The organism is Streptococcus gallolyticus subsp. gallolyticus DSM 16831 (genome assembly GCF_002000985.1).
In the GTDB taxonomy this organism is placed as follows: domain Bacteria; phylum Bacillota; class Bacilli; order Lactobacillales; family Streptococcaceae; genus Streptococcus; species Streptococcus gallolyticus.
On the sequence record NZ_CP018822.1, the window covers coordinates 1,536,777 to 1,559,354 of the forward strand.

At 37.5% G+C, this 22,578-nt stretch carries 27 protein-coding genes; 1 reads left to right on the top strand and 26 read right to left on the bottom strand.

Annotation, left to right across the window (positions count from 1 at the left end; genetic code table 11):
- Positions 1 to 141: 141 nt before the first annotated feature.
- The 20 genes from BTR42_RS07735 to BTR42_RS07805 all read right to left on the bottom strand — a co-directional run bounded on the left by BTR42_RS07735 (position 142) and on the right by BTR42_RS07805 (position 13,337).
- Positions 142 to 3,345 (bottom strand): SEC10/PgrA surface exclusion domain-containing protein, encoded by a 3,204-nt coding sequence (locus BTR42_RS07735; protein ID WP_077497111.1) that lies wholly within the window; start codon positions 3,343 to 3,345, stop codon positions 142 to 144.
- A 34-nt stretch (positions 3,346 to 3,379) separates the two neighbouring features.
- Complete coding sequence (locus tag BTR42_RS07740; protein WP_077497113.1) at positions 3,380 to 4,192, bottom strand: LPXTG cell wall anchor domain-containing protein; 813 nt, start codon at positions 4,190 to 4,192, stop codon at positions 3,380 to 3,382.
- Positions 4,193 to 4,260: 68 nt separating this feature from the next.
- Positions 4,261 to 4,587, bottom strand: coding sequence for a hypothetical protein (locus BTR42_RS07745; RefSeq protein ID WP_077497115.1), 327 nt, complete (start codon positions 4,585 to 4,587; stop codon positions 4,261 to 4,263).
- 251 nt (positions 4,588 to 4,838) lie between these two features.
- The gene (locus BTR42_RS07750; protein WP_077497117.1) at positions 4,839 to 5,099 is read right to left on the bottom strand and encodes a thiopurine S-methyltransferase; all 261 of its coding nucleotides are present in this window, start codon (positions 5,097 to 5,099) and stop codon (positions 4,839 to 4,841) included.
- A 77-nt stretch (positions 5,100 to 5,176) separates the two neighbouring features.
- A complete protein-coding gene (locus BTR42_RS12600) occupies positions 5,177 to 5,323 on the bottom strand; it encodes a hypothetical protein (protein ID WP_231873046.1) in 147 nt (48 codons plus the stop codon).
- A 4-nt stretch (positions 5,324 to 5,327) separates the two neighbouring features.
- Positions 5,328 to 5,456 carry a hypothetical protein gene (locus BTR42_RS12935; RefSeq protein WP_257787374.1) on the bottom strand — a complete coding sequence of 43 codons (129 nt, stop codon included), beginning with the start codon at positions 5,454 to 5,456 and terminating at the stop codon, positions 5,328 to 5,330.
- A gap of 19 nt (positions 5,457 to 5,475) precedes the next feature.
- A complete protein-coding gene (locus BTR42_RS07755) occupies positions 5,476 to 5,955 on the bottom strand; it encodes a hypothetical protein (RefSeq protein WP_077497119.1) in 480 nt (159 codons plus the stop codon).
- Entirely contained in the window at positions 5,948 to 6,112 is a 165-nt protein-coding gene (locus BTR42_RS12680) for a hypothetical protein (RefSeq protein WP_167367611.1), read from the bottom strand. The genes BTR42_RS07755 and BTR42_RS12680 overlap by 8 nt, the downstream gene beginning before the upstream one ends.
- Entirely contained in the window at positions 6,105 to 6,653 is a 549-nt protein-coding gene (locus BTR42_RS07760; RefSeq protein ID WP_077497121.1) for a hypothetical protein, read from the bottom strand. Before BTR42_RS07760 ends, BTR42_RS12680 begins: the two co-directional genes overlap by 8 nt.
- Positions 6,654 to 6,709: 56 nt before the next feature.
- Positions 6,710 to 6,940 carry a hypothetical protein gene (locus tag BTR42_RS07765; RefSeq protein WP_077497123.1) on the bottom strand — a complete coding sequence of 77 codons (231 nt, stop codon included), beginning with the start codon at positions 6,938 to 6,940 and terminating at the stop codon, positions 6,710 to 6,712.
- A gap of 107 nt (positions 6,941 to 7,047) precedes the next feature.
- Positions 7,048 to 7,722, bottom strand: coding sequence for a hypothetical protein (locus BTR42_RS07770; protein WP_077497125.1), 675 nt, complete (start codon positions 7,720 to 7,722; stop codon positions 7,048 to 7,050).
- Positions 7,719 to 8,699: a replication initiator protein A gene (locus BTR42_RS07775; protein ID WP_077498011.1), complete on the bottom strand. Its 981-nt coding sequence runs from the start codon at positions 8,697 to 8,699 to the stop codon at positions 7,719 to 7,721. Before BTR42_RS07775 ends, BTR42_RS07770 begins: the two co-directional genes overlap by 4 nt.
- Before the next feature lie 4 nt (positions 8,700 to 8,703).
- Positions 8,704 to 8,871 (bottom strand): hypothetical protein, encoded by a 168-nt coding sequence (locus tag BTR42_RS12685; RefSeq protein WP_167367612.1) that lies wholly within the window; start codon positions 8,869 to 8,871, stop codon positions 8,704 to 8,706.
- A 200-nt stretch (positions 8,872 to 9,071) separates the two neighbouring features.
- Entirely contained in the window at positions 9,072 to 9,326 is a 255-nt protein-coding gene (locus BTR42_RS07780) for a DUF3850 domain-containing protein (RefSeq protein WP_077497127.1), read from the bottom strand.
- A 22-nt stretch (positions 9,327 to 9,348) separates the two neighbouring features.
- Entirely contained in the window at positions 9,349 to 9,510 is a 162-nt protein-coding gene (locus BTR42_RS12605) for a hypothetical protein (protein WP_157769863.1), read from the bottom strand.
- Positions 9,511 to 9,516: 6 nt separating this feature from the next.
- Entirely contained in the window at positions 9,517 to 10,797 is a 1,281-nt protein-coding gene (locus tag BTR42_RS07785; protein WP_077497129.1) for a DNA cytosine methyltransferase, read from the bottom strand.
- Positions 10,798 to 10,856: 59 nt separating this feature from the next.
- Positions 10,857 to 11,039 (bottom strand): hypothetical protein, encoded by a 183-nt coding sequence (locus BTR42_RS07790; protein ID WP_231873047.1) that lies wholly within the window; start codon positions 11,037 to 11,039, stop codon positions 10,857 to 10,859.
- A 314-nt stretch (positions 11,040 to 11,353) separates the two neighbouring features.
- Positions 11,354 to 12,151, bottom strand: coding sequence for an alpha/beta fold hydrolase (locus BTR42_RS07795; RefSeq protein ID WP_077497131.1), 798 nt, complete (start codon positions 12,149 to 12,151; stop codon positions 11,354 to 11,356).
- Positions 12,152 to 12,342: 191 nt separating this feature from the next.
- Positions 12,343 to 12,717, bottom strand: coding sequence for a pyridoxamine 5'-phosphate oxidase family protein (locus BTR42_RS07800; protein ID WP_077497133.1), 375 nt, complete (start codon positions 12,715 to 12,717; stop codon positions 12,343 to 12,345).
- A gap of 242 nt (positions 12,718 to 12,959) precedes the next feature.
- Complete coding sequence (locus tag BTR42_RS07805) at positions 12,960 to 13,337, bottom strand: VOC family protein (RefSeq protein ID WP_012962128.1); 378 nt, start codon at positions 13,335 to 13,337, stop codon at positions 12,960 to 12,962.
- Positions 13,338 to 13,567: 230 nt separating this feature from the next.
- Here BTR42_RS07805 and BTR42_RS07810 point away from each other — a divergent pair, with 230 nt between their 5' ends.
- Positions 13,568 to 14,395 (top strand): alpha/beta hydrolase, encoded by an 828-nt coding sequence (locus BTR42_RS07810; protein ID WP_077497135.1) that lies wholly within the window; start codon positions 13,568 to 13,570, stop codon positions 14,393 to 14,395.
- Positions 14,396 to 14,767: 372 nt separating this feature from the next.
- On the opposite strand, the gene BTR42_RS07815 is transcribed toward BTR42_RS07810, so the two are convergent.
- The 6 genes from BTR42_RS07815 to malQ form a co-directional block, all read right to left on the bottom strand.
- The gene (locus BTR42_RS07815; RefSeq protein ID WP_014294807.1) at positions 14,768 to 15,589 is read right to left on the bottom strand and encodes an ABC transporter substrate-binding protein; all 822 of its coding nucleotides are present in this window, start codon (positions 15,587 to 15,589) and stop codon (positions 14,768 to 14,770) included.
- Between the two features lie 115 nt (positions 15,590 to 15,704).
- Positions 15,705 to 16,817, bottom strand: coding sequence for an aminotransferase (locus BTR42_RS07820; protein ID WP_077497137.1), 1,113 nt, complete (start codon positions 16,815 to 16,817; stop codon positions 15,705 to 15,707).
- A gap of 85 nt (positions 16,818 to 16,902) precedes the next feature.
- Positions 16,903 to 17,718 carry a transporter substrate-binding domain-containing protein gene (locus tag BTR42_RS07825; RefSeq protein ID WP_077497139.1) on the bottom strand — a complete coding sequence of 272 codons (816 nt, stop codon included), beginning with the start codon at positions 17,716 to 17,718 and terminating at the stop codon, positions 16,903 to 16,905.
- An 11-nt stretch (positions 17,719 to 17,729) separates the two neighbouring features.
- A complete protein-coding gene (locus BTR42_RS07830) occupies positions 17,730 to 18,569 on the bottom strand; it encodes an ABC transporter substrate-binding protein (RefSeq protein ID WP_370289672.1) in 840 nt (279 codons plus the stop codon).
- 167 nt (positions 18,570 to 18,736) lie between these two features.
- Positions 18,737 to 21,001 carry a glycogen/starch/alpha-glucan family phosphorylase gene (gene glgP / locus BTR42_RS07835; RefSeq protein WP_077497141.1) on the bottom strand — a complete coding sequence of 755 codons (2,265 nt, stop codon included), beginning with the start codon at positions 20,999 to 21,001 and terminating at the stop codon, positions 18,737 to 18,739.
- Positions 20,991 to 22,532 carry a 4-alpha-glucanotransferase gene (gene malQ / locus BTR42_RS07840; protein ID WP_012962135.1) on the bottom strand — a complete coding sequence of 514 codons (1,542 nt, stop codon included), beginning with the start codon at positions 22,530 to 22,532 and terminating at the stop codon, positions 20,991 to 20,993. Before malQ ends, glgP begins: the two co-directional genes overlap by 11 nt.
- Positions 22,533 to 22,578: the final 46 nt, after the last annotated feature.

Genomic DNA, 22,578 nt, shown 5'->3' on the forward strand with positions numbered 1-22,578 from the left:
AATGACATGTTCAGGTCTACTTTAAATTAAAGAAAAGAATAAGGAAAAGCAGTTTTACGACCTACTTAGGTCAAAAGAGAAAAAGACGTTATGAATAAAGCAAAAACTCTATGATTATAAAACCACAGAGTTGCTTTTTGATTAATTATTTTTTCTACGCACACCTACTAAGCCCCAAATCGTCATAAGACAACCAAATAGGACAGCAAGCACTGAACTGTGTTCACCAGTCATTGGAAGTTCGCTAGCCGTAACAACTGAGACTTCTTCAACTGGTTTAACTTGAGCTTTGACTGATGTTGATTCGACAGTTGAAGATTGAATAGTTGTTTGAGGATCTTCAGCTTGATAGCTGACAATTTTACCTGTTTCATCAACAATTGCTACAGGTGTTTTTCCTTGAGCGATAATCGCATTATATTCATCTTGCAAACGTTGTTTTTCTTGTGCATCAAGCATGGTTTGATAAGCTTTTGAAGTCGTATCATAAACTGCTTGTGCTGCTGCTTGTTTCACTTGTAAGTCTTTTAGTTTCAGTAATTCTGTTTCTAAGGTATCAAGAGCAGCTAACAAGTTGGCTTTTGCAGTTGCTTCTTGTTGTTGAGCTTGTGCTAATAATACTGGTGCATTTTGTAAGCGAGTCAAATAAGTTTGAACTTTAGTAAGGTTAGCTTTAGCAGTAACAACATTTTCTTTAGCCTTAAGAACATTTGCCTGAGTAGGTGCAAGATTGTTTTGCAAACTTGCTAGACGATTTTGTTCAGTCGTAAGAATTGCTTGCTTAGTAGCTAATGTCGCTTGTTTGGTAGAAAGAACTTGTTTAGCAGATGCTAGATTAGCTTGTTTAACTGCAATATCAGCACTTAAATCATCCACCGCTGTTTGAGCTTTAACAAGATTTTCCTGTGCTTGCTTCAATGTTGCTTGAGCTGAAGCAAGGTTAGCTCTCGCAGCTGGTGTTTGAATAGCTACTGACTGTGCTTGTGTTAAGGTATCACTTGCTGATGACAAGTTTGATACTGCATTATCATAAGCTGTTTGAGCAGCTGCTTTGGCTTCTTGCGCTACACGATTTTCAGCTTGAGCTTTGGCTAAGTCTGATTGTGCAGCTTCTAGTACCGCTTTAGCAGAAGTTAAAGCAGCTTGTTTTGCTTTAATGTCAGCATTTAAATCATCTACTGCTTTATTCGCTTTTGTTAAACGTTCTTGAGCTTTAGTTAAAGCTGTCTCTGCTGAGGCGAGATTAACTTTAGCAGTTGGCGTTTGAATGACGACTGATTGGGCTTCATCTAAAACTTGTTGAGCTTTAGTGTTAGCAGCAATCGCAGTATTGTAGCTATTTTGAGCAGCACTTAGAGCTGATTGAGCACTGTTGTTAGTTGCTGTTTTAGCTTCTAAATCTGCTTTAGCTGTATTATATGTAGTAGTAACTTTCTCAGGTGTTTTTAGGTTTTCAATAACTGTTGTACTAAAATTATTATTTTGAGCGTTTTTGACATAATTATCTCCAACAAGAAGAAAATGTACTCCATCAAAGCGACTAGTGCTTAAACTTGTAAATCCGACACCTAAATAGCTAACTGTTGTGGTATTAGCAGCTCTAATACCAGCAATACTAGACGCATGATCATACTCATCACCATCAAACATAAACCGATAAATGGCATCATATATATCTGCTTTCAAATCTGACATAGTCAATTGACTATGACGTGACAAACCAGCCCAATTTTCATAGTATTGCAAGCCTTGTTTTTCCCACTGTTCAGTAGAAGTACTTAAGCCATAATATTTTGCCGCATTATTGACCGCAAAGGCATCATGGCCTTTTGCCATATCCCAATTGTCTAAAATGTAATTTTCAGTAACCTTTTTCGCAAAACCAACAGATGAATCAGTTACCACTGTACTTGCTGACCCAACTTGTTGTCTAATTTGATTAACTAAGTCAGAAGCAAATAGACTTAATTCCGTTAATTGATTTAAACTCAAATTATTGAGATCGACTATATGTTTATCATCATTTGAATTAGACTTAAAGACATACTCAGGTTTTAAGTCATTATTTTTCAATTTTAATTCTTCTAACGCTTGTTGGCGTTCCTGTAAAGTGTTAGCTGTATATGATTGCTTAAGAAGTCTAATGTAATCTTCACTTAATGTGATTGTATTAATCGCTTTATAGTCGTTTTCAGCTATTTTATATGTTGATTGAGCATCCACTAAAGCTTGCTCTGCTTGTTGTGCTTGTGCTGCTTTAGCATCTAAATCTGATTTGCTTGACGTAACAGTTTGATTGGCTTCATCAACGGCTTGTTGAGCGTTGTCAATCGCTTGTTGGCGCTTAGCATCTGCCTCTTGCGCTTGTTTCAAAGCTGATTGAGCAGCTGACAAATTAGCTTGTTTACTGGCTTCATCATTTCTTGAAGCTTCAGCTTCGTCCAAGATAGCTTTTTGACCTGTGCCATCTAAGATGGCTTGTTTATCATTGACATCTTTTTGCGCTGTAGCAACATCGGCTTGTTTGGCGTCTTCAATAGCTTGTGTTTGATGAGCTTGAGCTGTCTTAGCATCTAAATCTGCTTTTGTTGACGTAACAGTTTGATTGGCTTCATCAACCGCTTGTTGAGCGTTGTCAATCGCTTGTTGACGGTTTGCATCTGCTGTTTGAGCTTTTGTTAAATCAGATTCAGCTTGAGCTACTTGATTTTGAGCTGAGTTAACATCATTTTGTGCTTTATCACGATTGGCAATAATTTCAGCTTGACCTGTGCCATCTAAGATAGCTTGCTTATCGTTAACATCTTTTTGGGCTGCATCAACGTCTGATTGAGCTGCATAGACCGCTGTTTGAGCTGAGTTAACAACTTCTGTTTGATTATTGACTGCTTCTTGTGCTTGAGCAACTGTATTTTCAGCCACTCTTTCAGCATTATCAGCCTGAGAAACTTGTTTTTGAGCCGAGTTAACGTCAGCTTGTGCGCTAGCAATATTTTCTGGTGTTGCTTGATCTACAAGATTTTGAGCCTCATTAGTTGATTGTTGGGCTTGATTATATGTTGATTGAGCTTCATCGGCAGCTGTTGCTACATCACTAACAACTTGTTCTTGATAGCTAACCGCTTGATTAGCTGTATTAAGATCAGCTTTAGCAACATCGACATCTGCTTTAGTCACATTGCTTTCTGTTTGATTGGCTTGTGCCTCAGAATTTTGTGTTGGAGATGAAAGCTCAACTTCATCTGCATTAACGTGAGAAACTACTCCCAAACCTGCTACTAATGTTGCTGTAGCTGTCATAACTTTTGCTTTATTCATAACGTCTTTTACTCCTTTAACTGCCATTTTCTTTACTCCTTTTTATTTTAGCTTTTTGAAATTAACTTTCTTGATGGTTACGTTTTTTCAAACTAAAACCAAGAACTGATAAAATGAATGCACCTAGAACAGATAAAATTGTTGTATTTTTTTCACCTGTGTGTGGCAACGTTACCATGTCACCTTGAATCGTTTTAGCTGTGTAAGTACCATCAGCGTTTGCCGTTACGCCAACTGATTCTGGCGTAACTTTTTCACCGGATGAAAGTGTTACTAAACCATCACGAATATCAACAAGACTTGCACCATTATAGAGTGTTACAGGATTACTATGAGTTACATCTCGTACAACTTGACCAGTCACTGTTGAAGTAGTACCAACTTGTGAAGCGCCAGCATTTTGAGCTGTTTCCGCTGTGATGTTTGGATTATTGGTTGGTACGGACGTGTCTGGAGTTACTGTTGCAGTCCCACCATCCGTTGTTGGAACTTCTACCTCACCAGGTTGTTCTGTTGAAGGTTGTTCAGGTTCAGCTGGGGTTTCAGGTTCTGTGATTTCAGAACTTGGATTACTTGGTTCATCCTCACTAGTTCCTGGATTTGTTGAACCGTTATCTCCTGTGTTATCACCAGTCGATGGTGTCGTTGGATCAACAGGAACGGTTGGCTCTGTTGTAGAACCTGTATCTGTTGACGGGGTGGTTGACCCATCATCAGGGATAACAACCTCTGATGAGGTATCTGTTGATGGGGTCACTTGCTCTGTTGAGGGAGAAGTGGTTCCATCTGAAATCAATTCATCCGCATAAACTCCTGTTGAAGCTATTGCTAAAATAGCTGTTGAAAATAAAGCGACTGCTTTAATCTTTTTCATTGGTTTCCTCCTCGTAAAAAGTCAAGAGAAAGTTGATTAAACTTTATTTGATTTTTTACCACTAGACTTTATTTATTTCGTTGGCGATGATAGCCAACTCCTGTTAACACAAGAAGATTATCTCCGTTTCGATTAATTCTTTCAGCAATGATAAAGTGTTTTCGCTTGACAGTTAGAATTGCTGAGTAGATCTCGTGAAAACGGAGAATCTCTTCACTAACAACCTGCCAATTGCCATTAACCATTCGTTTTTCTTGCACTACTGCAAACTTTGGTCTGACAATGGCTTGCCTTCCGTCAACAAGGTAAAGAATAGCTTCACCTTGTTGTCCAAGAAGACGTAAGTCTGATAGCGTCATTTCTGGCCTATCAAATGATTTGATTAAGTTTGTCATGGCAAACTCCTTTTCTTTTTGCTTATGTAGGTAAACTGCCTATCCGCTTTAACGCATGAGCTAAACTCATAACTTCTTCATTGAAGCTGAAGCCAGGATATGCCTTTCGTAAAAGACTGTTACACCGCCTTCCTTATACATTGTTATTCCCTAGGCTTCGCTGATCAGGTCGGTGGAATATATTATTGTCAAAGAACAGAGGTAGTTTAGTGACCTGCCTAGGTCAAACATTCATGTTTTGATAGCATTATTTAGTTAGTCGCTTTTCTAAACGTGATTTTCTTGATCCACCTTGGATTGATGAAAAAAGGTGGATTAGCTGATACAAAATTTATACATACCCCAGATTCAAAGGAACTGGCAACTGCTTCTTGAAGCTCTTCAAGATTATAAGTAATGGTGATGGTTTCTCTCGTAGCGTCGTGATACTCCACTAACATTTCAATTGGTTCTACTGGTTTAGGCTCCGAATAGTGATGAGCCATATTATCAGAATTGGTAAAGAGTCCCATGTTTTCTCCCTTCTCGTTATAATTTAGCGAGTGAGTGCTGGAGCTTCTCGCTTTCTTTTTTCAACACCTTTAAGCTCTCAGTATCTGCTTGTAATAAGCATCACTTGAATCGTGCTATCATCCGCCGTAGAAGCCACGATAATCAACTCATCCAATTCTTGTTGTTGGGCTAAAATAGCGGTATCTTTTAAAAGCTCCAGAGCCTTTTGATTAAATGGTGTCATCTTATCAGTCCTCCTTTACAATCACAGTCACTTCATCATCTGTCATGAGGGGCGCATGATGACTTTCAACAGCAATCAAGGTAATGCCAACAAGAGCTGTAAAACCAGCAATAACAAATACAATACTAAGCATCAGTGTCTCTCCTCTCTCATCACTCATCCACTAGGAACCATTCAGTCGTTTTAAACTTCCCTGAACGGTAAGCTAGTCCAAACTGTGCTTTTGAAGCGGTGTACTGTTTTTTCAAAAGTGTATCCCCTTTTGAGAGCTGGTTATCATCTCCTAGAATCGAAAGTAATGATGATAACAATGTTTCTGTATCCCCTTGCTCAGAGGTCAATTCATACGTCTTCTCATCACTATCAAGGTTCGTTTTAACTTGTGTCACTTCATATTTTGTGGTTATGATTGACGGATTAACATAAGTTTTTGCACTGGGGTGCATGAGCATCAATCCGTGTACAACACAAACAAATAATGACGTAGCACTAATAGCAAAGATAAGGAATGAAAAGGCAAACCCTAAACCAAATAGATATAAGTCTAAGTAACGTATCACTTTTGATAATGAGTATCCGAAAATGATGAAACTAACTAAAATACCGATAGCTAGAAAACGATAATCAATCATCTGCATACTCCTTATTTGACAATTGCTTTTCCACCAATTCTTCTACACGTTTCATACGTTCTCTATTGCTAAGATTGTTCTCTTCGAATAGAGATTTTGGAATTGCAATAAACTTCTCTTTTGGACTACGACCAACGGTTAAAATTTTGTTACTCATGTTGTAACCTCCTCAACTGTTCTAAAGCTTCAGATAAATTGTCATCTGGAATCAAATAGCCATTGACACAAGCTTTTTCAACTTTATTTAGATAGTCAGACTCAATAATTTCAACAACTTGACCAGAATCACTATCCTTTAACTGATAGATACTTCCGCCCAAGACCTGTCTTGATAAAGATAATTCAAAAGTACTACCGTTTAGCTCTTTGATTTTAATAACTTTTGGATTATCTCTCTGTACTCTACAAGGAACATCAGGTATGGAGTTTAGCAGCCGCAACTCTTCTCTTAAAACAGCTACTTCATCACCTAAATCACGGGAAAGCCAATTAGCTTGTGCTGGACTTTCTGCTCTTTGAATAATGTCTTCTATGTCCTCCAAACGCTTTCTTAACCGCTTTGATAAAATACTTTTCACAATAGCCGTTTCAGTTTTTGGCTTATCAGTCTTCTCTTTTTGATATTCTTGCGAACCGTTCTTTTGACCTTCACTATCATCAGGAATTAATGGTCTTTTATCTTTCTTTAAAAACTTCATTCCTCTACCTTCCTAACTCCTATTTGTGATTAATGACTCTCTAAATATTTTGTTACTTATAGCAACTTTGAAGCTAATATTAGCTTTTCTAGCCTATCAATTCCTTCATCAGAGCGAGATAATGCAGTTGCTATCTTTAAGATCTCTAACCCCTCAGAAAGGGATAATGTTTCACCTTGTAAAAGTACTCTTAGCCTTATATATTGGTCTTCATAGAATTGTTTGAGTGCAATTTGAAGTACTGTTGGAATGGGATGCCCAAGCTCTTTCTGATGATTTTGATTCAAGATATCTAATACATCATCAAAATTTTCAAGAAAATCTGCATATAGTTTTTAAAACTCTTCTTTCTGTTCTCTCTGAGTTAGTTGTCTTGTCATTATTGGCTTCCCTTCTATCCATGATTAATGACGGCTAAATGAAAGCTTGTCTTCTCAACAACTGAGCTTTCATAAAGCTGATGATAGTTATCCGTGTTCACCTCAAAATGAATTTGAGCATCTTTTAATCGATTTTGGATAACTTGGTGATACGTTTGAAGCAACTCTGTCGTATCAAAAGCTTGGTGATAAGCTTCTCTATATCGTTCAGGTAACACATCGTGTTTAGCCACAATGACTAAACGTTGGTTAGCATAAGGCTGAGGTATTAAATCTTTGGAAATTGAGAGGTGCTCTGGCTGCCCCTGGTATTCAAACTGAATATCAACAGTGCCATGGTCATAACTTAACAAAAAGTCGTAAATCAATTCTTCACTAGATTCAGCGTACAACTCAAAGCTATCAGCTTGACACTGAAAAAATTTAGTAAGAATGGTGTCTAATCCTTGAGATAAGTTATCAAGATAGCCCATCGCCAAAAAAGCTGTGGTAATGATAGTTCCTATGACGCTAACTTTTAAAATGTTAAGTAATGAAGCCCCAGACGATAAGAAACCATAAGTAAGAACAGTCGTCACCAGGAACACTAAGGCTGTCAGTTTCAACAAGCCCTTAGCAGGATGAGCACATCGATCTAGTTGGTGTTGCAAGTTGGTTTTAAACGTTTCGTTAAACGGATTGTCACTCATTCGCTACCACCTCCGTACCTCAATTCGGCTTGTTTATGGGCGACGATTTTGGCTTCTAATCGCCGTTCTTCTTTGAGGTTCTCAAGCATCTTCATGAGATAAGCTAGAGGATGTTCACAGTCATAAGGCATTCGTTCAATCATCTCAATCACTTCGTGACTGGTGACATACTCTTCCGTCAAATACTGACCAATCTTCATTTTCTGATGATGGGTTAGGGTATAGTGTTGAGACTCGCCTGAAAAAAGATCAATTTGACAAAACTTCCCGTTATAACGATCCGCAATGACATTTAGCAATGAGTAATATTTAGGGGGAACGTACTTAAGCGATTGATTTTGGGAAGAATGACAATCAGCTCTAGCAGGTTGAGAAAATTCATCAGAATTTTGCTCAGCCTTTCTAGAACTATAATTATCTTTACTAGAATCAGTTTTACTAGAGTCTTTATAATTCGGGTCAAAATCGTTAACTGCACCCGTTAAATCTTTTGACACCCCCCGTAAATTATTTTTACGGGGTCTGTTTTGGCGTTTTTCGATACGTTTTTGGAAAGCTTTTTCTTGACGTTCCAAGCGTTCTTGTTTGTACTTCTCAGCATCATAGATCATGACCTGACCAATGTAAATACGGTTAGCCAATTGACCATCTGCATTTGAGAATTGACTATACTCATAAATTAAGCCATAGTCTGACAGATCTTTTTTCAGTTTGATAGCTGTCGGTTTGGAACAGTTAAAATACCGTTGGATTTCTGCATTGGAAAATTCAATATAAACACGACCTACCTCATCTACCCAGCCATTTTTAGCAGAGAGTTCTAAACGATTTTTCATCATGCTATACAATACCTTGCAGTCTGACTTAAGCTTTTGATAATGAGTATCCTCCCACAGCACCCAAGCCATCGGAAAAAAGCGTTCCGATGTCTGCATCTGCTCTAGCGTAATGGCTGAAAATTGTTCTAATCCACTCATCATCTCACCCCTCAAAAACTCTTAAGCTCAAGTTGCCATTTTCGGCAATACAAATTGTCTTTTCCGCCTCCATCAACTCCAGTGCTTTAACGACTCTTTCTCGTGACCAGCCTGTCTGTTTCATGAGGTCAACAACAAGTAAATTCTGAGTTAACTTAGCAATCGGTGTCATCTTTAAATCCTTTCTTTTGCATCTTAGTATTTCAATACTAAATCTTATTTTTGGTCTTTTAGAACAGTCCAAAGTGTTTAAAAATCAAGTAAAGAGATGTGGCCATATTCATCACAAAGAGAATTAAAACAAGTCCTGATGGTTCTCTGCGATAATACCGAATGATAAACACGGCATAAAAGACCATAGCAAAACTTATATTAAAAATAATCAACGGGCTCATGTTTCACTCCTAAAATCACATAACCATCTTTTAAACCAATAAACCCCGATAGGACATAGGTTACTGTCATCACGATACAACGAGCTGTGTAACCCTCCTTAGGATCGTATTCTCTTAGTAGTAGTTCATCTCCAACTTTAAAGTCCCGATCGTTATACCGATATTCAAAGGTTTTACTACCATCATGGAGTGCTTCAAAATAGTCTGGGTAGCATTTTAAATCATGTTGCATTGATGTCTCCTCCGTACTTTCTTTAGCTCACACCGAACAAATCAAGTAGCCAACCGCCGAATACTATTTGAGTTAAAGCGTAAGCAATAGCAATAACCAAACAACAGAGAGCAAGGAACAGCCCAAAATACAGCCAGCCTTTTAACGTCATCTCTTCTTGCTCATTATCATTAGTCTTTTTCATATCGCTCTAGACTCCTTCTTTAAAATTCTTTGCGATAGCTTGAATCACTGGAACCGTAACCGAATTTCCCGCTTGTTTATACAGTTGACTATTGCTATTGACTGCTTTGGCTCTATCAAAAGCCCAATCTGGAAAGCCCTGTAATCGCCAACATTCACGAGGTGTTAATTTACGGATACGATAGCCTTCTGTAATGCCAAAAGTTCCCATTGTTGTAAATCCTCGGTGACCTGTTGTGGTTAATGTACCGACTTCGTCACGATAGGATTTATTGTAAAAATCATAAACTTGTAACAAGTTGTTTTCATGCCAGGAATGACTTGATAGCGTTGGAGAGATAGAGTGGCTACCACCATTGTTATAGCCTCTCGCTTTTTGAATAATCTTCGGCTCTTGGTCACCGCCTTGCATCGTTGATAAGGTTGGTGCTAATCCTTCAGTTGCATACACACGACTGGATTGTTGGCGTGCAGAGGGTAAACGTCCTGCAATCACAATCCCGTGTCTATCTTGACTGGTCAATGTGAACATTGGCTCACCATTCTCCTTAAAGCGCCTGCCATTTTGACGTTTTTGAAGTCGATCAGGCGTCAACACAGGAATGGCGATTTTACTGCCTTCACCTTTATTCGTCGTTACTGTTGGTGAAAGAGCATCCACCTGATAGACCTCGCCATTCATTCCTCTACCACTAGGGTTGAGATTACCTAGTCGTTTTGGTTTGAGCAAGTCAGCTGTTGGGCTTTCTCCTCTGATAGGAAATACATTTCTGGTACCTGCTCCTCTAAGATGTCCGATAAGGAACACCCGTTCTCTGTTTTGGGGGACTCCGAAATCCTTGCTGTTAAGCACTTGCCATTCCACATCATACCCCAACTCATCCAGGGTTCTGAGGATGGTTTCGAAAGTAGTTCCGTTGTCATGACTGAGGAGTCCTTTAACGTTTTCAAGGAATAGATATTTAGGTCTGAGAATAGATGCGAACCTTGCAACCTCAAAGAAGAGAGTTCCTCGTGTATCTTCAAAACCTCGTCGGTTGCCCGCAATTGAGAAAGCTTGGCACGGAAATCCTCCACAGATAATGTCCACACGTCCGATTCCTCGAATAGCGTCAGTTGTAATGTTTCTGATGTCATGAAACTCAATATCTCCTTCCGTATCATAGATCGCTTTATAACTAGTTCGTGCAAACTTATCAATTTCACAAAAACCAACACAATGATGACCAAGACTCTCTAGTCCCATTCGAAAACCACCAATACCAGCAAATAGATCAAAAAATTTCATTACTAGTGTATCCTCCTATTTTTTCTTAATTCCTTACTAAGAGGAATCTTCAAAACTAGCTAGGTTAACAGCAATAAGGTCAACTGAACAGCATTAGTGTGATAGGACTTTGAAGTTAATACTTGTTTTTCTACCACTTCTTCTGGTGATTCTAAATCATCCTTACTGTTATCATCAGAAGAAATGACTTCAAAAATTTCTAATGTCTCAATATCCATCACGAGTTCTAATTCATCAGCCATGGTTTTGTGTCCTTTCGTTTTGATTTAGAAACAGAAAAAGGAGGAACAGATTTCTCCGTTCTTCCTTGGTTTTCTCTATTTATTTTTCATTTCCCAAAACTCTAGACACTTACACGCGCTAAATGCCATAAAAATTTAAAAAATGTTTTCAGCAAAATTTCCATCACACTTATGATTTTTTTAAGGTTCCCTCACTATACTATAAACAATCCTAAAACTTTTCTTTTTCATAATCTCCTAAAAGACGACTGCAGAAATGCGGTCGTCTTTTTGTTATTTAGTGTGTATTTTTCTTGCTTCTGGCATTTCGACAGTTATCTCAAAGTGTTAAGAAAAGCGGCAATTTGTTTATTCACTGTTACAGGATTATCAACATTGGAATTATGGGCAGAATCAGCAATCCAAACTAACCGAAATCCTGTTCTTTTAGACCATTCTCTGTTATAGGCTTTCACCTTACCTGTGGTATCCTTTTCACCTACTATCAAGAGTGTCGGACAAGGTATAGACAGTTCTTGATTATCTTCTAGAAACCCTGCATATCCAATTCCCATGAGGTGGCACAGCTCCGTTTTATCATACTTGGCAATCATTGTTGCCATATTTTCTCGACCCCATTTCGTGATAGTATTTTGCTTCACAATAGATGATTTCAATAATTTCTCAGGGAATAATTTTGCCATCCACTCAATTTGATGTAGCCACCACATATCAGATTTTGAATAGTAATTGCCATACGGTGATGAGTCAATGGATACAAAGGCCTTCACCATTTCTGGATATTGCCTTATGAACGCCTGCGAGATATACCCGCCCATAGACTGTCCGATTAGAATAACCTGCGATATACCACATTCAGTAAGGATTGTTTTTATGGCATTTGCAGCCTCACCATAGGTAAAAGAGACGTAAGGGCGAGACTCCCCATGTGCTGGTGCATCCCATGCGATGATATTATAATCATTTTCAAAAAATAAAAATTGTTGTTCAAACATCGTATGATCTGCTGTCAATCCATGAAGAAAGAACAGAGTATCTCTGGATAAAACAAAGACATCTGATTTCCAGTAAGCAATACTTCCATTGGGATTATTAATCTGCATTTTCTTCATAATCTATCACCCTACATTCCGGTTTAACTGTATACCCCACCTGTTGCGTGTTGTTTGTTGTTGCACTACTGATAATAGTATTAATTTCTTCATTATATCATATTCAAAATAAAATCGTAAAATGGTAACCTTGACAAAAAAGCCAACTGATGACTAAATCAGCACCAATCAGCTTTTACCACGTGTGATTATTATAGCAGTTGTTTTGCTTCTGTAACGGTTACTTCCAAGACACTTCGCAAAAATGGAAATTTTGTTTTCATTTCGTCAAATTCTGCGCCCTCATTGACCAATCTACCCGTTCCTAATATTCTAAACCCCGTCCCTTGATAGCCGTTAAATCCCTCTACTTGACGAGCACCACATGTCAGAATAAGATTCGGATTAACCTTTAAATCCTTTTCTGTACTATGCATCCCCGCTACTGGCAAGAGTATCCGATTATCTCCCTTTAAAACAAGATAAGAATTCCAAGTGCACGTAACATGCGGCATTTCTTCACCCCACGACGTTATTGAAACAACACCCTCATGATTTAAAACATTTTTAAAAGTCTCAGTAAACATAAGAAATATCCTCTGTATTCATATTTTGAGCTAAATCACGCTTCAACTCAGGGTCATTGTAACATCTCAATTTAAAGAAATGATTTCAGTTATGCTACAAGTAAACTTTTATAATTAAAAATTTTCTGGCATGATAATTATGATTTCTTTAAGATTCTCCCTCTATACTATAAACAATCCTAATAAACTTTCTTTTTCATAATCTCCTAAGAACGACTGCCAATGGTGGTCGTTTTTTGATATTATTTTGATTCTGAGAAAGCAAAATAATGCCCTTCAGGATCACAGAAATTACATGTCAACACGTTTCCAATTTGAACAATATCACCAACTACAACACCAAGTCTTGTAAGATTTTCACGAGTCTGTTTGACATCATCACAACTAAACATCAACGACGGTGTTTCGAGATTCACTTCTGGAGAATATTCTGCTACTGCCCTCTTATTCAGTAATACAATTGCTGTTTCAGAATCAGCTTGTGGAACAAGAACAAACGCTGTCGTTTCAGCTGGTCCAAGCATTGTTTGTTTTAAGGTAAAGCCAATTTTTTCCACCCAAAATGTCGCACATTTTTCTGTATCTTCCACATACAGCATAATTTGAGAAATAGATTTCATAAATAATTTTCCTAGTTTTCTATATGATTTGCGTTTTAAATTAGTAATAGTTTGCCTTTTTTTCAAGCAATCGTCAACAATTATGCTTATCATTAAAAAAACACTCAAGATTTTTTAAACTAAGCATCTACTGTTAATCAATTCTAAAATAATATCTTTTTCAAGGAGTATGTTATAATACTGGAAACGTTTTACTTTTATAATCATCTCAAGAAAGGAATTTAATTAATATGGTTTTAAGTGTAAAAACAGTTGCTTACGCTAAGCAATCTGAAAAACAAGTTATGGATATTTATTTTCCAGAAAATCAAGAGAAAAAGTGCCCTGCAATTATTCTAGTTCATGGTGGTGCATTCACTTTTGGTGACCAAAAAATGCCATTAATTCAGCCGATTATCAACGAGGCACTGGCTAAAGGCATCTTAGTAGCTTCTGTTGATTATCGAAAATCACAAGATGCCATTTTTCCAGCCGCATTAGCAGATGTCAAAGCCGCTGTTCGTTATTTGAAAGCTCACAGTGAAGAATACCAGATTGACATAAACCAAATGACTATCTGGGGTGAATCTGCAGGAGCTTACTTAGCACTAATGACAGCTCTAACCCCGACAGTACCTACTTTAAACGGTGATGTTTCAGAAAATAGTGACCAGTCTCCGCAAGTTAATGGTTTAGTTAGCTTTTATGCTCCCGTTGAATTTTACACAATGCAATCCGAATATCGCTCTCTCGATAATCCTACTGCTGGAGAAGGAAAATTTGAAAGTGACTTTTTAGGTGTTGATAATATCTATCATGATAAAGCTGCCTGTGACAAGAGTTACTGGAAAACTTATCTAGATTTTCTTCCTAACGACTTTAAATTAAAAGCAGTTGTTCAAGTGGGAGGAGAAAAAGATATCATGGTACCTTATTTGCAATCGGTTCATTTTGCTGAGCAACTAGCACAATTACCTGGCATTGATATTCAATTCACAAAAATAACAACTGCTAAACACGAGGATCCTATATTTTATACTCAAGATAATATTAAGCATATCTTGAATTTTTTGAGCTAGAATTTTAAATTCAAAATCTATTTTATACCTTATGATTTCTTTAAGATTCTCCCTCTATACTATAAACAATCCTAATAAACTTTCTTTTTCATAATCTCCTAAGAACGACTGCCAACGGTGGTCGTTTTTTTGGGGGTGATATAAAAGGGAGTGGGACAAATAAAGTCTCCAGTGGAGACTTTATTCATGAGCCTAGAAATTAAAAAGCGAATCAGTAGTTTCGTAGAAACTTGATTCCTCAGCAAATCTTAATTTCTTGTTGCTGACCAAAAACGGTCTATCACCAGATTATTGAAGTCCAAGCCACTGCACCTTGTAAATAATCGCTATGTAAACAAAGAAGCTGGGTACTTTGTCCCAGCCTCTTTTATTTTATTCATCTTCATCAACCGCATCACCTGTAAGTTGTGCTGCGTCTGAAATGAATTGTTTGTATTTATCTTCTTTGGCTAATTTTTTGATGACTTTGTTAACCGTTTTCACCAATTCGCCGCTATCTTTTGGCATAGCTACTGCTTTGGCGTCACCTTCGCCTGTTTCAAGAGCAAAGCTTGCTAGAGCTAAGTCAGAATTTTGTGAAAGGTAACCTTCTGCGACTGGTTTTTCCAAATCGACAGCTTGAACTTGACCAGATTTTAATTCATTAATGGCTTCACCCATAGCTGTTAACGAAACAATGTTAGAATCTGATAGTTGGTCTTTTGCCAAATTTTCTTCAATCGTTCCTTTTTGAACTGCCACTTTTAAGCCTGACAAACTATCAACTGATGTGTAGGTATCAACATCACTCGCTTTAACTAAGATAGCATTTTCAGTCTCATAATAGGCATCTGAAAAGTCATACACTTTGGCACGTTCTTCAGTATAAGACAAACCAGAGATTGCCATGTCAGCTTTTCCTGTTTGAAGACTTGAAAGAACATTATCAAAACTCATTGATGATAGTTCTAACTCGACACCAAGTTCATCAGCAATAGCTTGCGCCAATTCCACATCAGCACCAACAATGGTATCTTTGCCATCAACCAAAGCCTTGAACTCAAACGGGGCGTAGTCTGGGCTGATAGCCACAACTAATTTCCCTTTTTTGACAATTTTTTCTTGTAAATTTTCATTTGATGACGAGCCACAAGCAGCTAACGTCAGCACAGAAATAAGCGCAAGAACCCCTAAAAATATTTTTTTGATTTTCATATTTATTCTCTTTTCTCTTAAACTTATCTCTATTTTAGCTATTTTTTTGCAATACGTCAACGAGTTTTTGAATAAAAATTCAGTTTGTCAGTCGGTTGTATTTTACAAGATTTCCTTAAAACTCTTTCAAACATGCCGATAATAACTGCAAGCCCTGTTTTAGTGTTTCTTGCTGGCAAGAATAGCCTAAACGAACATAACCTTCTCTATCAAAACGATTTCCTGGAACCAATAAAACACCATATTTTTGCAATAACGTTAAGCAAAATGCTTCGATTGGAACATTAACATCAAGCTTAACAAAAGATGTTGGTACTTCTGCAGGACGAATGTAAGACGCTTTAGGTTCTGAGGCAATCCATTGATCAAGAATTGCCAAATTTTCTCTGATAATATGGCGATTTCGTGCCAAAATAGCTTCTTTATGCTCAAGTGCTAAACTGGCTACCATATCATCAAAGACGCCCGCACAAATCATGGTGTAATCCCGATAATCTCGTAAAATATCAGTTACCTCATCACAAGCTACTACCCAGCCGACACGAATACCAGGTAATGAAAATGTTTTTGAGAGGCTGTTAACCGAGATTCCCTTATCGTACAAATCCATAATAGAAGAAACTTTTTTAGTCGTAAACGGACGATAAACCTCATCTGCCAAAATATAAGCCCCACACGATTTCGCAATCGCAACTAACTCTTGCAAATACTCATCGTCCATAACAGCTCCCGTTGGATTGTTGGCATTATTAATGCAAATCATTTTGGTATTTGGGCGAATCAGCTGGCGCAATTCATCTAAATCAGGCAACCAATTATTTTCCTCTTTGACTTGCCAAAAGTCAACTTCAGCTCCCAATGATTTTGGAATATCATACAACTGCTGGTAAGTCGGATAGATAGAAATCACATGGTCTTTTGGTTCAATCAATCCATATAAAACCAACATATTCGCTCCCGTTGCCCCATTGGTCTGAAGAATCTGACTTTCTGCTACCGAATGATAGAGATTACTAACTGCCTTTTTGAATTCAGGTGAGCCTTCAATCCAACCATAATTTAACTTTTTAGTTAATAATTCTTGGTAAAACTCTTCTTGCGAAACGCCTGCCAAGTTAAATAATTCTTGCAAAGTCAGCGCATCAATTGAAACGCCTGCAATATCATAGATTGCTTCCTTTTCATGGACATTAAGCCATTCTTCAACGCCAAAACGTGGTAATTTCATCTCAAACCTCATGGACTTTCTATTACTATCATCATTTTACCATGATGACATAAAAACTGAGAGTGAAAAGCTCTCAGTCTTGACATTATTCATCTGAACTTGAACTACTTTGTGTGTAAGTCGCTGCTTTTTCAAGCCAAGCATCAAAATCACCAGAATCTTTGGCTTTTTTGATAACGTCATTGACGGTATCGATTAAGTCTTGATCTGTTCCTTTCGCAAATGCGACTGCGTAAGCATCTGTATCACTTGATTCTAAGGTCATATCTGCAATCATCAAATCGTCATTTTGTGAAACATAGCCTTCGGCAATAGCTTTCTCCAAAACAACTGCTTGAAGCTGATTATTTTTCAATTCATTAATCATTTCGCCGTTTGATGTTAAGGAAACAAGGCTCGAATCTGGCAATTGGTCTTTCGCAATGTTTTCTTGGATTGAACCTTTTTGCGCACCAACTGCTTTTCCTGCCAAACTTTCAAGTGTGGTATAGGTTGCCTCGTCCGATTTTTTGATGATGACAATATTTTCAGCCTCATAGTAAGCGTCCGAAAAGTCATAAGCTTTCTTACGTTCGTCCGTTACTGAAATTCCTGCGATTGCAATATCTGCTTTCCCAGAAGTCACCGAAGCCAATACATTGTTAAATGACATTACCGAAAAATCTGCATCAACACCAAGAGCATCAGCGATAGCATTTCCCAGTTCAATATCGGCACCAACAAGAGTATCTTTGCCATCAATTAGTGTTTTAAATTCAAACGGTGCAAATTCTGACTCTGTTGCAATCACAATTTTTCCTTTATCTTGAATACTGGATTGACTGGCACCTGTCGAAGATGAACAAGCTGACAAACTTCCTACTATTATGAGTAAGATAAATCCCCTAAAAAACTTTTTCATACAGTATCTCCTTAGTCGTCAGAGTCACTAGAATCGCTAGAGTCACTTACTGATAATTCGTAAGCCTCTTGAATAAACTGATCAATTTTTCCAGATTCTTTTAATTCCTTGATAACTTTATTAACTTTCTTAGTTAATTTTGTACTACCTTTAGGAAGGGCGACAGCGTAAGCATCAGCATCATCTGACGTTAACGTGATATCTGAAATAGTAAGGTCACTGTTATTTGCAACATAACCTTCGGCAATTGGTTTTTCAAGGACAACTGCTTCAATTTGTGAATTTTTTAATTCGTTAATCATTTCACTGTTTTGTGTCAATGAAACGACTTTTGCACCTGTTAATTGTTCAGAGGCAACTGTTTCTTGGATACTTCCTTTTTGAGTACCAACTGATAGACCGTCTAAAGAGTCTGTATCTGTATATTTATCAATATCTGTTTTTCTGATAAGAACAACATTCTCAGCTTCATAATAAGGGTCTGAGAAATCATAAGCTTTCTTACGTTCTTCTGTTGCTGAAATTCCTGAAATGGCAATGTCTGCTTTGCCAGATTGGAGACTTGCAAGAACGTTATTAAATGACATTGATGAGAATTTGACATCCACACCAAGTTCTTCTGCAATAGCTTTAGCAATCTCAACATCAGCCCCAACAATAGTATCTTTGCCGTCAACCAATGTTTTAAATTCAAATGGAGCGAACTCTGGGTTCAACGCAACAACAAGTGTTCCTTTGTCTTTGATATCTGATACTGATGTATCTTCTGAACTGCTAGAACCACAAGCTGACAATAGGAAAAGCGAAGCAGCCGCTACTGCTAAACCACCAAATAATTTACTTACCTTCATAATCATTTTCTCTTTTCTTTTTGATATAAATACATTATATTTAATTTTTATACATTTGTCAACTTATATTTTTATAAAAATTCAACATTTTGACATTATTTCTGTATAAAATAGCAAAAAGGCTGATTTCTCAGCCTTTTTTGTATTTTCACATTGCGCGTTACTTCTTAGTTGCTGTGCCAGATTTCGTCGTTGTATTGTTCAATTGTACGGTCTGATGAGAAGAAACCAGCTTTGGCAATATTTTTAACGACTTTTGTCATCCAAACTTTTTGGTCTTCGTAATCAGCAAGCATTTGTTCTTTAACAGCAATGTATTCTTTAAGGTCAATCAAAGTCATGAACCAGTCTTTGTTAATCAATTCATTGTAAAGACGCTCAAGACGTTCTGCGTTACCATGTTTCACTAATTCATCACTAACGATGAAGTCAACAGCTTCTTTGATAACTGGGTCATTTTCATAGTAATCAGTTGATACATAACCTTCCGTTGCATAAAGGTCAATGATAGTATCAGAATCTTTACCAAATGTATAAATATTATCCATTCCTGCTAATTCAGCAATTTCAACATTGGCACCGTCCATTGTACCAAGAGTCAATGCACCGTTGAGCATGAATTTCATGTTACCAGTACCTGAAGCTTCTTTTGATGCAAGAGAGATTTGTTCAGAAATATCTGTCGCAGGAATTAAGTGTTCAGCAACTGTAACGTTATAGTTTTCAACCAAGTGAACATTTAGGTATTGGTTAACTTCTGGGTCGTTGTTAATCACTTCTGACAAGCAAAGAATCAAGTGAATGATATCTTGGGCAATGATGTAAGCAGGTGCTGCTTTACCACCAAAGATAACAGTAATCTTACGTTCTGGCAGGTTACCACGTTTGATTTCAAGGTATTTGTGAATGACATAAAGAGCATTCATTTGTTGACGTTTGTACTCGTGGAAACGTTTGATTTGTGTATCAATAATTGAGTTTTCGTCAAGTTCAATACCTTTATTTTCTTTGAGGTAACGTTTAAGAGCAAGTTTATTATTGTGCTTGATTTCAGCCAATTTAGCATGAACAGCTTCATCATCAGCAAAAGCAAGTAATTTTTCAAGCTTAGTCGCATCAGTCAAGTAGTCATCGCCGATAAGTTCTTTGATATAGTCAGCCAAATCTTGGTTGGCAAATTCAAGCCAGCGACGGAATGTGATACCGTTTGTTTTGTTGTTGAATTTTTCAGGATAAATATCATAGAACGGTTTCAACTCACTGTTTTTAAGGATTTCAGTGTGAAGCGCAGCTACCCCATTGACAGATGTTGAGAAATGAATATCCATATGTGCCATGTGAACACGGTCAGCTTCGTCAATGATTTGAACAGCTGGGTCAGAGTATTCGCTAGCAATCAATGTATTCAATTTTTCAATGATTGTTACCAAATGAGGAACAACTTCGTTAAGGTAGTCAAGAGGCCATTTTTCAAGCGCTTCTGCCAAGATAGTGTGGTTAGTGTAACCAACCATATTTTTCACGATTGAAACAGCTTCGTCAAAGTCAATGTCATGTTTTTCAGTCAAAAGACGGATAAGTTCTGGAATGACCATTGATGGGTGAGTATCATTGATTTGCACATAAGCATAATCAGCCAAATCATGCAAGTTTGACCCACGTTCGATAGCTTCATCAATCAATAACTGTGCCGCATTTGAGACCATGAAATATTGTTGGTAAATACGAAGCAATTCACCGTTTTTATCTGAATCATCTGGGTAAAGGAAGAGTGTCAAGTTTTTCTTGATTTCCGTCTTATCAAATGAAATACCGTCATGAATCAAACCATAATCAAGACCGTCAATATCAAACAAGTTCAAATAGTTTTTAGTGTCACGTTTATAACCCAAAACATCGATACGGTCAAGACGAGATTTAAGTGTGAAATCTTTAAATGGCACATCATAACTGATATCAGTTGGAACAAGCCATGAATCTTTTTCAATCCAGTAGTTAGCTTCTGCTTCTTGTTGGTTATCAACGAAAACTTGTTTGAAAAGTCCGCAGTGATAGTTAAGACCAACACCTTCACCATTGATACCAAGTGTTGACATTGAATCGATGAAACATGATGCCAAACGACCAAGTCCACCGTTACCAAGAGATGGTTCAAGTTCAACATCTTCTACTTCAGCAATTGATTTCCCTGCTGCTGCTAATTCAGCTTTAACATCTTTGTAGATGCCAAGGTTAATAAGGTTGTTTGACAATAGTTTTCCGATAAGGAATTCAGCAGAAATGTAGTAAACTTTGCGTTTTGCTGTGTTTTTTGGTTTTTCAGCCGCCAATTCTTTAACGTAATGCAAAAGCGCTACGTAAATATCTTCATTGCTCAATTCAGCAAGGTTTTGTCCTTTTGATTGGAGATAGTTTGTGAAATTAGTTGTCATTTTTAGTTTCCTTTTCTTCTTTAATTGTCGTTTTAAATGTATTTTTGCGGCAGTAAAGTGCTGTAATATCTTTCAAGAAAGCTTTGCGCTCATCTGTCAAATCTTCTTTAAGCATACGCCATTGCCAGTTGCCACCAACAGTATTTGGAATATTCATGCGGCTATCAGCCGGTTTATCAAGTAGATCTTGCATTGTCGCAATCGCAACATCACTAACAGTCGCAAACAATGTCCGAAGCATAGCTTGTGCAATCGGTTCATCGTCACTACGGTGAGTGTAAGCATTCACAAATGCTTTTTGCTCGTCAGTCAAGTTGTCATACCAACCGTTGATAACTTCATTATCGTGTGTTCCTGTATAAGCAACGCTATTTTTATTACAGTTATGAGGAGCATCAATACTCTTTCCTTCGGTGTCATAGAAGCCAAATTCAAGAATCTTCATGCCTGGAAAAGCTGTATCCGTCAACAACTGTTCAGCTTTTGCATCGATGTAACCAAGGTTTTCAGCAATAATTGGAAGGTCGCCAAGTTCGTCTTTGACAACATCAAACAAAGCACGTCCTGGACCTGGTTCCCAACTACCGTCATTTGCTGTTTCGTAGTCACCACGGATTTCCCAATAATCTGAGAAGCCTTTGAAATGGTCAATACGAAGAAGGTCATACAATTTGAAGCCTTCTTGAATACGGTAAACCCACCAAGCATAATTCGTCTTAGCATGGTTTTTCCAATCATAAATTGGATTTCCCCAAAGCTGACCATCATCGCTGAATTCATCCGCAGGAACACCAGCAATGCAAAGTGGATTTTTATCACTATCTACTTTGAACAGATCAGGCATTGTCCACACTTCAACACTGTCAGCTGAAACGTAAATTGGCATATCACCAATAATTTCAATCCCATTTTCATTAGCATAAGCTTTGAGCTTAGCCCATTGTTGATAGAAGAAATATTGAGTGACTTTATGGTAAAGAATAGCGTCTTTTAATTTAGCACGGTAAGTTTCAAGAGCTTTTTCTTCTCGTCTAACAACCGCTTTATCATCCCATTCTTGTAGAGCTTTGTTATCAAAAAATTCTTTAATTGCCATGAAATCTGCAAAATCTTGGAGCCAGCTAGTATCTTTTTCAAATTCAGCTAAGGCTTCAACATTTTCCTTTTGGCTCAAGAAGGCTTTGACGGCTTTTTCCAAAATAGGACGGCGCAATTCAAAAATACGAGCGTAGTCAACAGACTCTAAATCATCACCAAAATTAACAGTTTCAAAATCTTTTTTATCAAGGTAACCTTGTTCACTAAGGAGTTCAAGGTCAATCAGATGCGTATTCCCCGCAGTAGCTGAGAACGATTGATAAGGGGAATCACCATAACTTGTCGTTGTTAGTGGTAAAATTTGCCAGTATGTTTGGTCAGTTTCAACTAAGAAATCAACAAAGTCATAGGCTTCTTGTCCGAATGTTCCCACCCCTTGCTTTCCAGGTAGCGATGTGATATGCATCAATACACCACTTGCACGTTTTTTCATACGTTTTCTCCTTTATCAACTATCTTTACACTGCAAATTATAGCGC